The sequence below is a fragment of the Streptomyces sp. NPDC033174 genome (genome assembly GCF_055577795.1).
In genome coordinates, this window is record NZ_JBVIPQ010000003.1 from 504,890 (window position 1) to 518,433 (window position 13,544).

A 13,544-nucleotide genomic window follows, 5' to 3' on the forward strand; every position below is an offset into this window, starting at 1 on the left:
CGACTCGGGGCCGCCGCCCCCCGCCCCGTACAAACTCCGCAGACAGGCGGCCATACTGTTCGGGCCGGGGAGGGCGCAGCGAAATGACGGGGGCGACAGCACGCGATGGCGGACAGGCTGATCCAGGGCCGGTACCGGTTGATCGAACGAATCGGGCGCGGCGGCATGGGCGAGGTGTGGAGCGCCACCGACGAGGCGCTCGGCCGGCGTGTCGCCGTCAAGTGCCTCAAACCGCTGGGACCGCAGCAGGACAAGGACTTCATGCGGATCCTGCGCGAGCGTTTCCGCCGCGAGGCCCGCGTGGCCGCCGCGCTCCAGCACCGCGGCGTCACCGTCGTCCATGACTTCGGCGAGGACGACGGCGTGCTCTATCTGGTGATGGAGCTCCTCGACGGCCGCAACCTCAGCCAGCTCCTGGAGGAGAACAAGCAGCACCCGCTGCCCGTCGACGACGTCGTGGACATCGCCGAACAGGTCGCCGACGCCCTCGACTACACCCACCGCCAGGGCATCGTCCACCGCGACCTCAAGCCCGCCAACATCATGCGGCTCGGCGACGGCGCCGTGAAGATCTGCGACTTCGGGATAGCGCGCCTCGCCGCCGACATCGGCTTCACCTCGCGGCTCACCGGCACCGGCATCGCCATGGGAACCCCCCACTACATGTCGCCCGAGCAGATCAGCGGCGGCGAAGTGGACCACCGCAGCGATCTGTACTCACTCGGCTGCGTCCTGTACGAGATCGCCACCGGCGTCCCGCCCTTCGACCTCGACGACGCCTGGGCCGTCCTCGTCGGACACCGCGACACCTCGCCCGAGCCGCTGCGCGCCCACCGCGCCGAACTGCCCGGCTATCTCGACCGGATCGTCCTCGACCTACTCGCCAAGAAGCCGGAAGGGCGGCCGGACGACGCCGCCGACCTGCGCCGCAGGATCCTCTCGGGCCGCTCCGGCCCCGTCCTGGTCGAACCGTCCGCCCGCCCGCCGCAGCCGCCTTCGCGCGCCCCCCGACTGCCGTCGTGGACGCGGGGCATGACCACCGGACACAAGGCCGCCGGAACGTCCGGACTGCGCACCACCCCGCACGACCCTTCCGCGGGCCTGACGGGGGAGTGGACCGCCCCCGCGCCGATCGTGCCGGGTGTACCCACGGACCCCTCGCTCCCGGTGCCGCACGTCGCCGCGCACCCGCTGCACGCGTCGCCGCGCCCCGACCGCCCCACCCCCTCGCCGGAACAGACCTCGGTCCTGCACAGCCGGCACAGCGCGGGCCTCAGCCTCGGCCGCCTCGGCCGCTGGGAGGAGGCCGGCGAGGTGCACCGCGCGGTCGCCGTCGAGCGCGAGCAACTCCTCGGCCCCGACCACCCCGACACCCTCGCCAGCCGGTACGAGGTCGGCTTCACCCTCAGCAGGACCGGGCGCGACGCCGACGCGTTGCGGGAGTTCGGCGGCGTCGCCGACGGCCGCGCCCGGACCCTCGGCCCCGACCACCCCGACACGCTCGCCGCCCGCCAGGAGATGGCGTACGTACTGGGCCGGCTCGGACGCCACTTCGACGCCCACCAGGTGTACGCGGCGGTGCTCGCGTCCCGGGAGCACACCATGGGCCCCGACCATCCCGACACCCTGCGCTGCCGCCACAACCTGGCCTTCAACCTCAGCCGGCTGGGCCGCCTCGAGGAGTCCTACCGGATGGCGCACGACGTGGCCGAGGCGCGCGCCCGCCTGCTGGGCCCCGGACACCCAGACACCCTGGTCACCCGCTACGAAGTCGCCTACACCCTGGGGCAGCTGGGACGCTGGCCGGAGGCGCTGGCCACCTACCGCGAAGTCGCCGAGGCCCGCGCCGGCGTCCTCGGGGCCGACCACCCCGACACCCTCGCCGCCCGCTACGAGGTCGGCATCAGCCTCGGCCGGCTCGGCCGCAGCGCCGAAGCGCTGACCCTCTACCGGGACCTCGTCGAGGCCCGCACCCGCGTCCACGGCCCCGCCGACCCCGAGACCCTGCGCGCCCGCCACGGCCTCGGCGTCAACCTCGGCCGGCTCGCCCGCTGGGAGGAGGCCCTGGCGGAGGCCCGTGACGTGTGCGCGCTCCGCGAGCGCGTCCTCGGCGCCGACCACCCCGACACGCTGGTCAGCCGCCGCGAGATCGCGGTCGGCCTCGGCTGGCTCGGCCGCTGGGGCGACGCCCTCGGTGTGTACCGGCAGGTCGCCGAATCCCGTGAACGCGCCCTGGGCGGTGACCACCCCGACACCCTCGCCAGCCGCAACGACGAGGCGCACTGCCTGGAGCAGCTCGGCCGCCACGCCGAGGCCGTCGAGGTGTACCGGCGGGTGGCGGCGCTGCGCCGCCGGCTCGACAGCGCCACCTCCTGACCCCTCGCGCACACCGCACGACGCGTGTTACGAAGAGCCATGCCAGCAGAGCGTTCGTACGACGCCGTCATCGTGGGCGGCGGCCACAACGGACTGGTCGCCGCCGCCTACCTCGCCCGCGCGGGTCACACCGTCCTCGTCCTGGAACGGCTCGGCACCACCGGCGGGGCCGCCATCTCGACCCGGCCGTTCGCGGGCGTGGACGCCCGCCTCTCGCGCTACTCGTACCTGGTCTCGCTGCTTCCCGACACGATCGTGCGCGAGCTGGGCCTGCGGTTCGCCGTCCGCAAGCGGACCGTCTCCTCGTACACGCCCAAGGGCGACGGCGGCCTGCTGGTCGGCGGCGGACCCGAGCGCACCCGCGCCTCCTTCGGCGCCCTGACCGGCTCGGACCGGGAGTACGCGTCCTGGGAGCGCTTCTACGGAAGGACCCGGCAGGTCGCCGAGCGCGTCTTCCCGACCCTGACCGAGCCGCTGCCCACGCGAGAGGAGCTGCGCGCCAGGATCGACGACGACGAGACCTGGCGGACGCTCTTCGAGGAGCCCATCGGGGTCGCCATCGAGCGGGAGTTCAGCGACGACCTCGTCCGCGGAGTCGTCCTCACCGACGCGCTGATCGGCACCTTCGCCGACGCCCACGACCCCTCCCTCGTTCAGAACCGCTGCTTCCTCTATCACGTCGTCGGCGGTGGCACCGGCGACTGGGACGTCCCCGTCGGCGGGATGGGCGCGCTCACCGACGCCCTCGCGGACGCGGCACGCGCGGCGGGCGCCGAGATCGTCACCGGCCACGAGGCCACTCGGATCGAGACCGACGGGCGGTCCGCCGAGGTCTCGTACCGCACCGACGTCGGCGAGGGACGCGTCGCGGCGCGGCACGTCCTGGTCAACGCCTCGCCCCAGACCCTCGCCGCCCTCCTCGACGCGCCCGCGCCCGAGCCCGCGGAAGGAGCCCAGCTCAAGGTCAACATGCTCCTGACCCGGCTCCCGAAGCTCAAGGACACCTCCGTCGACCCGCGCGAGGCGTTCGCCGGCACCTTCCACATCGCCGAGGGGTACGGGCAGTTGGGCACCGCGTATCGTGAGGCGGCCGGGGGACGGCTGCCGGGCGCGCCGCCGTCCGAGATCTACTGCCACTCCCTCACCGATCCGTCGATCCTCGGACCGGAACTGGCCGCCCGTGGCCACCAGACCCTGACCCTCTTCGGCCTGCACACCCCGGCCCGGCTGTTCACCGAGGACAACGACACGGCCCGCGCGGCCCTCCTCGAGGCCACCCTCGCCGAACTCGACACCCACCTCGCCGAGCCGATCACCGACTGCCTGGCCCTCGACGCCGAAGGCCGCCCCTGCATCGAGGCGAAGACCCCGCTCGACCTGGAACGGGACCTGCGCCTGCCCGGTGGCCACATCTTCCACCGCGACCTCGCGTTCCCGTACGCGAGTGAGTCGACCGGCCGCTGGGGAGTGGAGACCGCCCACGCCAATGTCCTGCTCTGCGGAGCGGGCGCGGTCAGGGGCGGCGGGGTCAGCGGCATCCCCGGCCACAATGCGGCGATGGCGGTGCTCGGCCGTTGACGCGACACGCCGCCCGGGCTCGGGCATGAAGCCAAGCTGTGGCAGCGGTTAAGAAAACCTCGATGGACCGCAGGGCCGACGTACGGAAGATTTCAGCCAGGGATCTTGGATGCCATCAGGCGTGCCCACCCTCCTTGTCACAGGACTCGTACGTCAGGAGCCATTGCATTGAAGGCGCTGGTCAAGCAGAAGGCGGAGCCGGGCCTCTGGCTCACGGACGTACCCGAGCCGGAGATCGGGGCGCGAGACGTCCTCATCAAGGTGCTCCGCACCGGAATCTGCGGCACGGATCTGCACATCCGCGCCTGGGACGGCTGGGCCCAGAAGTCCATCGCGACGCCGCTGACCATCGGCCACGAGTTCGTCGGCGAGGTCGTGGAGACCGGCCGGGACGTGGCGGACATCAAGGCCGGTGACCTGGTCAGCGGCGAGGGCCACCTCGTCTGCGGCAAGTGCCGGAACTGTCTGGCCGGCCGCCGCCACCTGTGCCGCGCCACGGTCGGCCTCGGCGTCGGCCGCGACGGCGCCTTCGCCGAGTACGTCGCCCTGCCCGCCGCCAACGTGTGGGTCCACCGGGTCCCCGTCGACCTCGACATCGCCGCCGTCTTCGACCCCTTCGGCAATGCCGTGCATACCGCCCTGTCCTTCCCGCTGGTCGGCGAGGACGTCCTGATCACCGGCGCCGGACCGATCGGCATCATGGCCGCGGCCGTCGCCAAGCACGCCGGCGCCCGGAACGTCGTGATCACCGACGTCAGCGAGGCGCGCCTGGCGCTGGCACGGAAGGTCGGGGTGAGCCTCGCCCTCAATGTCGCCGAGACCTCCATCGCCGAGGGCCAGCGGGCCATGGGCCTGCGCGAGGGGTTCGACATCGGCCTGGAGATGTCGGGCCGCCCCGAGGCCATGCGCGACATGATCGCCAACATGACCAACGGCGGCCGGATCGCGATGCTGGGCCTGCCCTCTCAGGAGTTCCCCGTCGACTGGTCCCGGATCGTCACCTCGATGATCACGATCAAGGGCATCTACGGCCGCGAGATGTTCGAGACCTGGTACGCGATGTCGGTGCTCCTGGAAGGCGGCCTCGACCTCAGTCCGGTGATCACCGGCCGCTACTCCTACCGGGACCACGACGCCGCCTTCGACGATGCCGCGAGCGGCCTCGGCGGCAAGATCATCCTCGACTGGACTGTCTGATGTGAGGCTCGGTTCACCTCCGGGGCGCTGAAGCGTGCGTCGACGGTAGATGGTGCTCGGTCCTTCGTTCCTCAGGACCTCCGCGCTCCCCTACCTTCGGCGGGGGGACCCCCATCCCTTTCGACGCCCGCGCGCCCCTTCGGCCCACTCGCCCTCGACCCCGAAGGTAATTCATGTTCTCCTCCGTACGCGACGACCTGCGCACCACCCTCGACAAGATCCGCGCCGCCGGTCTGCACAAGCCCGAGCGCGTCATCGGGACCCCCCAGTCGGCCACCGTCGCCGTCACCGCGGGCGGCCGACCCGGTGAGGTGCTCAACTTCTGCGCCAACAACTACCTGGGCCTCGCCGACCACCCCGAGGTGATCGCCGCCGCCCACGAGGCGCTCGACCGGTGGGGCTACGGCATGGCCTCCGTCCGCTTCATCTGCGGCACGCAGGAGGTCCACAAGGAGCTGGAGCAGCGGCTCTCCTCCTTCCTCGGCCAGGAGGACACGATCCTCTACTCCTCCTGCTTCGACGCCAACGGCGGCGTCTTCGAGACCCTCCTCGGCGCCGAGGACGCGGTGATCTCCGACGCCCTCAACCACGCCTCGATCATCGACGGCATCCGTCTGTCCAAGGCCCGCCGCTTCCGCTACGCCAACCGCGACATGGCCGACCTGGAGCAGCAGCTGAAGGAGGCCACCGAGGGCGGGGCGCGGCGCAAGCTCGTCGTCACCGACGGTGTGTTCTCCATGGACGGCTACGTCGCCCCGCTCGCCGAGATCTGCGACCTCGCCGAGCGGTACGACGCCATGGTCATGGTCGACGACTCCCACGCCGTCGGCTTCGTCGGCCCCGGCGGCCGCGGCACCCCCGAGCTGCACGGCGTCATGGACCGTGTCGACATCATCACCGGCACCCTCGGCAAGGCACTGGGCGGCGCCTCCGGCGGCTATGTCGCCGCCCGCGCCGAGATCGTCGCGCTGCTGCGTCAGCGCTCTCGCCCGTACCTCTTCTCCAACACCCTCGCCCCGGTCATCGCGGCCGCCTCCCTCAAGGTCATCGACCTGTTGGAGTCGGCGGGCGACCTGCGCGAGCGGCTGGCCGAGAACACCAAGCTGTTCCGCACCCGGATGACCGAGGAGGGCTTCGACGTCCTGCCCGGCGACCACGCCATCGCCCCGGTGATGATCGGGGACGCGGCCGAGGCGGCGATGATGGCCGAGCTCCTCCTCGAGCGCGGCGTGTACGTCATCGGCTTCTCGTACCCGGTGGTCCCGCAGGACCAGGCCCGTATCCGCGTCCAGCTGTCGGCGGCGCACTCCACCGACGACGTGCACCGCGCGGTGGCCGCGTTCGTCGAGGCGAGGTCCGCGCTGTAGACCTGCGAGACTGGGCGCATGATCGAAGCGCGGCGGCTGCACATCCTCCGTGCGGTGGCCGACCACCGCACGGTCACCGCGGCCGCCGCCGCGCTCTATCTCACGCCCTCGGCGGTCTCGCAGCAGCTGGCCGCCCTGGAGCAGGAGACCGGGCACCGGCTGGTCGAGCGCAGCGCGAGGGGCGCCCGGCTGACCCCCGCCGGGGAGATCCTGCTCAGCCACGCCAACGCCGTACTGGCCCAGCTGGAGCGGGCCGAGTCCGAGCTCGCCGCCTACGGCTCCGGGGAGGCGGGCACGGTGACCGTGGCGGCCTTCGCGACGGGAATCGGCCTGGTCGTGGCACCCGCGATCACGGAACTCGCCCGCTCCTCGCCCGGCATCCGGGTCCGCGTCCGGGACGCCGAGGGCGACGCGAGCCTGATCATGGTCCTGGACCGGCAGGTCGACATGGCCGTGGCCGTCGAGTACCGGGGCGCGCCCGGCGAGGACGACGCCAGGCTGACCCGGGTTCCGCTCTACGCCGAGCCCTTCGACGCGGTCCTGCCGGTCGGCCACGCGCTGGCCGGCCGTGAGCAGGTGGCGGTCGCCGACCTCGCGAAGGACCCGTGGATCGGCCCGTACCCCGGCAACCCCTGCCATGACGTGGTGGTCCTGGCCTGCGAGTACGCCGGCTTCGAACCCCGCCTGGAACACTCCTCCGACGATTTCCGCGCCGTCGTCTCGCTGGCCTCGGCCGCGGCCGGAGTGGCGCTCGTCCCGCGCTCGGCGCTGCGCGGCATGGACCTCTCGGAGGTCGTGATCCGGCCGGTCGACGGTGTGGCGCCCACCCGCCGCGTCTTCGCGGCGGTCCGGCGGGGCGCGGAGAACCACCCCCTGATCCGCCCGGTCCTGACGGCGCTGGAATCGGCTGCGGCGCTCCAGCCCCTCAGGTGACCAGGGCCGGACAGCGCGGGCGGACCGGCGCGGGGTGCTCCCGGTGCGGGCCGTGCGTGAAGCCCGTGGGCGCGCCGGATCCGGCTCAGTCCGCCGAGGGCGTCCAGCCGTCCGCCTCGATCAGGGCCCGGTCCGCCGGGCGGGACTCGTCGAAGAGGACGCGGCGGCCGCCTCGGACCCGCAGACCGTCCACGTACACCCCCCGGCCCACGTAGAGCTGGTCGGTCGTGTACCGCCAGCGCAGCCGGACGGGGACGCCGCGCCGGCCGGCGAGGTCCGCCTCCACGCGGTGCCAGACCCGGCCCGACCAGCCCGTCACCGAACCCTTCGGGTGGTACGTGGGCTCCTCGCCCTCGCGCACGGTCGTGAACGGCACCGGCGTCCAGGTGGTCCCGGAGTCGTCCGAGGCCTCGAGGAACAGCGCGTCCGCCCCCGGCTCGGTGTCCCACCACAGGGCGCAGCGCAGCCGCGCCCCGGCGGAGCCGGGGCAGAGGACCGGCAGGGTGAGCGTCGCCGTCGTGCCGCCGGAGAGGCCCGCGAACCAGGCGGCGCGGCCGCGCGGCGGGCGTACCGGGACGGCGCGGGCCAGGTGGTTGGCGGAGGCCACCCTGGGGGCGGAGCCGGAGCGCCAGGTGCGCACCGGGTGGACGGAGTTGCCCAGGACGATCAGGAACGAGTCGGTCGTCGGGTCGAGGACCAGGCTGGTGCCGGTGAAGCCGGTGTGCCCCGCCGTGCGCGGGGTGGCCATCGCGCCCATGTACCAGTGCTGGTAGAGCTCGAAGCCGAGGCCGTGTTCGTCCCCGGGGAAGGCCGTGTTGAAGTCGGTGAACATCAGTTCCACGGACTCGGGCCGAAGGATGCGGGCGGGTCCGTACGAGCCGCCGTTGAGGAGCGTACGGGCGAGGACGGCCAGGTCCCAGGCGCAGGAGAAGACCCCCGCGTGCCCGGCGACACCGCCGAGGCCGTACGCGTTCTCGTCGTGGACCTCGCCCCACACGAGGCCGCGTTCGAGGCCCGACCAGGGGAGCCGGGCATCCTCGGTGGCGGCGATCCCGGGCTGCCAGGAGGCGGGCGGGTTGAAACGCGTGCGCCGCATACCGAGTGGAGCGGTGATCTCGTTTCGGAGCAGTACATCCAATGAGTGACCGGTGATCTCCTCCAGGACGAGCTGGAGCGAGATGAGGTTGAGGTCGGAGTAGAGGTACGCGCTGCCGGGCGGGTTCGCCGGGCGCTCGTTCCACAGCAGTCGGAGCTTCCCCTCCCGCGTCGGCTCCTTGTAGAGCGGAACCCACGGGCGGAACCCCGAGGTGTGGGTCAGCAGCTGACGAATCGTGATGTCCTGCTTGCCACCACCCCCGAACAGCGGCAGATACTCCGTCACCTTGTCCTCGAGGGCCAGCGCACCCCGCTCGATCCGACGCACCGCCAGGATGGAGGTGAAGAGCTTGGTGACGGAGGCGAGGTCGAAGACCGTGTCCTCGGTCATCGCGATCTGCCGCTCGGCCGGCAACTCCACGCCGGTGTCGGTCTTCTCGTCGTACGCCGCGTAGCGCACCGCCTTGCCGATCGGCCGGTGCAGGGCTACGGTCCCGCCGCGTCCGGCGAGCAGGACGGCGCCCGCGTACCAGGGATGCGCGGGGGAGGGGGAGAGGAACCTTTCGGCATCGGCGACGAGGGCGTCCAGGTGCTCCTGGAGGAGCCCGGCCCGTGCGGCCGAGCCGCGGCGCAGCGTCGTCGCGGGGTGGGCGCCGGGGCCCACCGCCGTACGCGCGTCGCCGCTCATGCCCGCCGCCGCGGCCCCCGGAACCGAACCGATCACCAGCGCACCTCCCAGGGCCAGGGCCCCGCCCCAGAACAGGCGCCGGCTGATCCCTCCGGTCGCCGGGCCCGCCGTGTCCTCCGTCATCCGCACCCTCCCTGAAAGATTCCTTCGGCCCTCCCTGCAACACCTGAAACTTTCTTACCAGGGTGAGGGGCCGTCAAGGCGGCCAAAGAATCTGACACAGCATCAGGAAATCTCTTCCCTCGTCCGGCGCACTGCGGCATCCTGCCGCCCATGAAGACGGAGCTGAGCAGAAAACTGGGGATCGAGCACGCCATCTTCGGCTTCACTCCCTTCCCCGCGGTGGCCGCCGCCATCACCCGGGCCGGCGGATTCGGCGTCCTCGGCGCGGTCCGCTACACGGCCCCCGACGACCTCGCGCGCGACCTCGACTGGATGCAGGACCACACCGACGGCCTGCCCTACGGCCTCGACGTCGTCATGCCCGCCAAGAAGGTGGAAGGGGTGACCGAGGCGGACGTGGAGGCGATGATCCCCGAGGGACACCGCCAGTTCGTCCACGACACCCTTGCCAAGCACGGCGTCCCGGAACTCGCCGACGGCGAGGCGTCGGGCTGGCGCATCACCGGCTGGATGGAACAGGTCGCCCGCAACCAGCTCGACGTCGCCTTCGACTACCCCATCAAACTCCTCGCCAACGCCCTGGGCTCGCCCCCCGCAGACGTCGTCGCGCGCGCCCACGACCACGGTGTGCTCGTCGCCGCCCTGGCCGGCAGCGCCAAACACGCCCGCCACCACGCCGAGGCCGGCATCGACATCGTCGTCGCCCAGGGCTATGAGGCGGGCGGCCACACCGGCGAGATCGCCTCCATGGTCCTCACGCCCGAAGTGGTCGACGCCGTCGGTCCGCTGCCCGTACTCGCCGCCGGCGGTATCGGCAGCGGTGAACAGATCGCCGCCGGACTGGCCCTCGGCGCGCAGGGTGTGTGGCTCGGCTCCCTCTGGCTCACCACCACCGAGGCCGACCTCCATTCCCGTGCCCTGACCGCCAAGCTGCTCGCAGCCGGATCCGGCGACACCGTCCGCTCCCGCGCGCTCACCGGCAAACCCGCCCGGCAGCTGCGCACCGAGTGGACCGACGCCTGGGACGACCCGGCCGGCCCCGGAACCCTGCCGATGCCGCTGCAGGGGCTGCTGGTCGCCGAGGCCGTCTCCCGTATCCAGAAGTACGAGGTCGAGCCGCTGCTCGGCACTCCGGTCGGCCAGATCGTCGGCCGGATGAACTCCGAGCGCAGCGTGCGGCAGGTGTTCGACGAGCTGACCCGCGGCTTCGAGCGGGCCGTGGACCGGATCACTCGCATCGCGGGAAGGAGCCAGTCATGAACCAGCCCCCGAACGGGTTCTGGGCGCAGGCGGCCGCCGACCCGGAGCGTACGGTCCTGATCGCGCCGGACGGACAGGAGTGGACGGCCGGCCGGCTGCACGCCGACGTCAACCGGCTCGTCCACGCCCTGCGCGCGGCCGGCCTGCGCCACGGTGACGCCTTCGCGGTCGTGCTTCCCAACGGCGTCGAGTTCCTCACCGCCTACCTCGCCGCGTCCCAGGCCGGCTTCTATCTCGTCCCGGTCAACCATCACCTGGTCGGCCCGGAGATCGCCTGGATCGTCTCCGACTCCGGCGCCAAGGTCCTCATCGCCCACGAGCGGTTCGCCGCCGCGGCGCGGGCCGCCGCCGACGAGGCGAAGCTGGCCGCCTCGCGGCGCTACGCGGTGGGAGCCGTCGAGGGGTTCCGGCCGTACGCCGAGCTCCTCGCGGGGCAGCCCACGTCCGCGCCGGACGACCGCACGCTCGGCTGGGTGATGAACTACACCTCGGGCACCACCGGCCGCCCGCGCGGCATCCGGCGTCCGCTGCCCGGCAAGCCTCCGGAGGAGACGTACCTCGGCGGATTCCTCGGAATCTTCGGCATCAAGCCGTTCGACGGCAACGTCCATCTGGTCTGCTCGCCGCTCTATCACACGGCGGTGCTCCAGTTCGCGGGCGCGGCGCTGCACATCGGCCATCCCCTCGTCCTGATGGACAAGTGGTCGCCCGAGGAGATGCTGCGGGTCATCGACGCCCACGACTGCACGCACACGCACATGGTCCCGACGCAGTTCCACCGCCTCCTCTCGCTCCCGGAGGAGGTGCGCCGCCGCTACGACGTCTCCTCGATGCGCCATGCCATCCACGGCGCCGCGCCCTGCCCCGACCACGTGAAGCGGGCGATGATCGACTGGTGGGGCCACTGCGTCGAGGAGTACTACGCCGCGAGCGAGGGCGGCGGAGCCTTCGCCACCGCCGAGGACTGGCTGAAGAAGCCGGGCACGGTCGGCAAGGCGTGGCCCATCAGCGAACTCGCCGTCTTCGACGACGACGGAAACCGGCTGCCGCCCGGCGAACTCGGCACGGTCTACATGAAGATGTCCACCGGCGGCTTCAGCTACCACAAGGACGAGGCGAAGACCGCGAAGAACCGGATCGGTGACTTCTTCACCGTCGGCGACCTCGGCGTCCTCGACGAGGACGGCTATCTCTTCCTGCGCGACCGCAAGATCGACATGATCATCTCCGGGGGCGTGAACATCTACCCCGCCGAGATCGAGGCCGCGCTCCTCAGCCACCCCGCCGTCGCCGACGCCGCCGCTTTCGGCATCCCGCACGCGGACTGGGGCGAGGAGGTCAAGGCCGTCGTGGAACCGGCCGACGGCCATGAACCCGGCCCCGACCTGGCCGCGTCCCTCCTCGCCCACTGCGAGGAGCGTCTGGCCGGCTACAAGCGCCCCAAGTCGGTCGACTTCATCGAGACCATGCCCCGCGACCCGAACGGAAAGCTCTACAAGCGGCGACTGCGGGACCCGTACTGGGAGGGTCATCAACGCGCGATGTGACACGGGGGCGTGACGCTGGACTGCCCCCGCGACGCGGCCGGCCGGACGACCGGCGACCCGGGGACATCCCCGGGCCGCGTCCCCCAGGTCGGTCCCCGATCCGGTCCTCGCGCGCCCGGCCCACGAGCCCGTCCCATCGGCGGAGCACGCCGTGCGGCCCCTCGGCGCCTCTGGCAGCGTGGCCGCATGAGCACCGGCGCGGCAGGCCTGACACGTCAGTGGACCACCTGGGTGCCGGCGATCGCGGCGGTGGCCCTCGGCGTGGCCTGGGGCCGCGACCTGCCCGGGTTCGCCGTCGGCCTTGTCGCTCTCTGTCTCGTCGGCGCCGTCCTGGCCGCCGTCCACCACGCCGAGGTCGTCGCCCACCGGGTCGGCGAACCGTTCGGCTCGCTCGTGCTCGCCGTCGCCGTCACCGTCATCGAGGTCGGACTGATCGTCACCCTGATGGCGGGCGGCGGCGAGAAGACCTCGACCTATGCCAGGGACACCGTCTTCGCCGCCGTCATGATCACCTGTAACGGCATCGTGGGGCTGTCCGTCCTGGTGGGCGCCCTGCGCAACCGCGTCGCCGTCTTCAACGCGGAAGGCTCCGGCGGCGCGCTCGCCACCGTCTGCACCCTCGCCACCATGACGCTGGTCCTCCCGACGTTCACGACGAGCCGCCCCGGCCCCGAGTTCACCGGCGCCCAGCTCACCTTCGCCGCCGTCGCCTCGCTGTGTCTGTACGGGGTGTTCGTCACCGTACAGACCGTGCGGCACCGGGACTACTTCCTGCCCGCCGCCCCCGACGGGAAGGCGGCCGATCCCGCGGAACACGCTCCTCCGCCGACCGTCCGCGAGACCTGGTGGAGCGTAGGCCTGCTGCTCGTGGCGCTCGTCGCCGTCGTCGGCAACGCCAAACTCGTCTCCCCGACCATCGAGGACGGCGTCGAATCGGCCGGACTGCCGAAGGCCGTCGTCGGTGTCGTCATCGCCCTCATGGTGCTCGCCCCCGAGACCCTCGCCGCCGTCCGCGCCGCCCGCAACGACCGGATGCAGACCAGCCTCAACCTCGCCTACGGCTCCGCCATCGCCAGTATCGGCCTGACCATCCCGGCGATCGCTCTCGCCTCGGTCTGGCTCTCCGGTCCGCTCGTCCTTGGCCTGGGCGCCCTCCACATGGTCCTGCTCGCGCTCACCGCCGTGGTCAGCGCGCTCACCGTGGTGCCGGGCCGCGCGACCCTGCTGCAGGGCGGCGTCCATCTGGCGATCTTCGCGGCCTTCGTCTTTCTGTCGTTCACCCCCTGACGGCGGCCCCGACCCCGGGGGGGGGGGGGGGGGGGGGGGAGGGGGGGAGGGGGGGGGGGGGGGGGGGGGGGAGAACACCAACACCACCGAAAC

The 13,544-nt window shown here is 72.3% G+C and carries 9 protein-coding genes; 8 read left to right on the top strand and 1 reads right to left on the bottom strand.

From position 1 onward, the window contains the following. The first annotated feature begins 105 nt into the window (after positions 1–105). The 5 genes from ACZ5VC_RS12445 (at position 106) to ACZ5VC_RS12465 (ending at position 7,451) form a co-directional block, all read left to right on the top strand. Positions 106–2,376: a serine/threonine-protein kinase gene (locus tag ACZ5VC_RS12445; protein WP_469120015.1), complete on the top strand. Its 2,271-nt coding sequence runs from the start codon at positions 106–108 to the stop codon at positions 2,374–2,376. Between the two features lie 39 nt (positions 2,377–2,415). Beyond that, positions 2,416–3,954, top strand: a complete 1,539-nt coding sequence (locus ACZ5VC_RS12450; protein WP_469120016.1) for a phytoene desaturase family protein — start codon at positions 2,416–2,418, stop codon at positions 3,952–3,954. Between the two features lie 168 nt (positions 3,955–4,122). Beyond that, positions 4,123–5,151, top strand: a complete 1,029-nt coding sequence (gene tdh / locus ACZ5VC_RS12455) for an L-threonine 3-dehydrogenase (RefSeq protein ID WP_469120017.1) — start codon at positions 4,123–4,125, stop codon at positions 5,149–5,151. Positions 5,152–5,324: 173 nt separating this feature from the next. Next, a complete protein-coding gene (locus ACZ5VC_RS12460) occupies positions 5,325–6,518 on the top strand; it encodes a glycine C-acetyltransferase (RefSeq protein WP_469120018.1) in 1,194 nt (397 codons plus the stop codon). Between the two features lie 18 nt (positions 6,519–6,536). Beyond that, positions 6,537–7,451 (top strand): LysR family transcriptional regulator, encoded by a 915-nt coding sequence (locus tag ACZ5VC_RS12465; RefSeq protein ID WP_469120019.1) that lies wholly within the window; start codon positions 6,537–6,539, stop codon positions 7,449–7,451. A gap of 85 nt (positions 7,452–7,536) precedes the next feature. Here the strand turns inward: ACZ5VC_RS12465 and ACZ5VC_RS12470 are convergent, their stop codons facing one another. Next, positions 7,537–9,357, bottom strand: coding sequence for a serine hydrolase domain-containing protein (locus ACZ5VC_RS12470; RefSeq protein ID WP_469120020.1), 1,821 nt, complete (start codon positions 9,355–9,357; stop codon positions 7,537–7,539). Positions 9,358–9,507: 150 nt separating this feature from the next. Between ACZ5VC_RS12470 and ACZ5VC_RS12475 the strand changes: the two genes are divergently transcribed. The 3 genes from ACZ5VC_RS12475 to ACZ5VC_RS12485 all read left to right on the top strand — a co-directional run bounded on the left by ACZ5VC_RS12475 (position 9,508) and on the right by ACZ5VC_RS12485 (position 13,451). Continuing rightward, a complete protein-coding gene (locus ACZ5VC_RS12475; RefSeq protein WP_469120021.1) occupies positions 9,508–10,617 on the top strand; it encodes an NAD(P)H-dependent flavin oxidoreductase in 1,110 nt (369 codons plus the stop codon). Further along, positions 10,614–12,164, top strand: a complete 1,551-nt coding sequence (locus ACZ5VC_RS12480; RefSeq protein WP_469120022.1) for an acyl-CoA synthetase — start codon at positions 10,614–10,616, stop codon at positions 12,162–12,164. Before ACZ5VC_RS12475 ends, ACZ5VC_RS12480 begins: the two co-directional genes overlap by 4 nt. 186 nt (positions 12,165–12,350) lie before the next feature. Next, positions 12,351–13,451: a calcium:cation antiporter gene (locus tag ACZ5VC_RS12485; protein WP_469120023.1), complete on the top strand. Its 1,101-nt coding sequence runs from the start codon at positions 12,351–12,353 to the stop codon at positions 13,449–13,451. Positions 13,452–13,544: the final 93 nt, after the last annotated feature.

Excerpts from the sequence above, each read along its gene's own strand:
- ACZ5VC_RS12480 (WP_469120022.1), top strand. The coding sequence starts at position 10,614 with ATGAACCAGCCCCCGAACGGGTTCTGGGCGCAGGCGGCCGCCGACCCG.
- ACZ5VC_RS12475 (WP_469120021.1), top strand. The coding sequence starts at position 9,508 with ATGAAGACGGAGCTGAGCAGAAAACTGGGGATCGAGCACGCCATCTTC.
- ACZ5VC_RS12485 (WP_469120023.1), top strand. The coding sequence starts at position 12,351 with ATGAGCACCGGCGCGGCAGGCCTGACACGTCAGTGGACCACCTGGGTG.
- ACZ5VC_RS12450 (WP_469120016.1), top strand. The coding sequence starts at position 2,416 with ATGCCAGCAGAGCGTTCGTACGACGCCGTCATCGTGGGCGGCGGCCAC.
- ACZ5VC_RS12470 (WP_469120020.1), bottom strand. The coding sequence starts at position 9,357 with ATGACGGAGGACACGGCGGGCCCGGCGACCGGAGGGATCAGCCGGCGC.
- ACZ5VC_RS12465 (WP_469120019.1), top strand. The coding sequence starts at position 6,537 with ATGATCGAAGCGCGGCGGCTGCACATCCTCCGTGCGGTGGCCGACCAC.
- ACZ5VC_RS12445 (WP_469120015.1), top strand. The coding sequence starts at position 106 with ATGGCGGACAGGCTGATCCAGGGCCGGTACCGGTTGATCGAACGAATC.
- ACZ5VC_RS12460 (WP_469120018.1), top strand. The coding sequence starts at position 5,325 with ATGTTCTCCTCCGTACGCGACGACCTGCGCACCACCCTCGACAAGATC.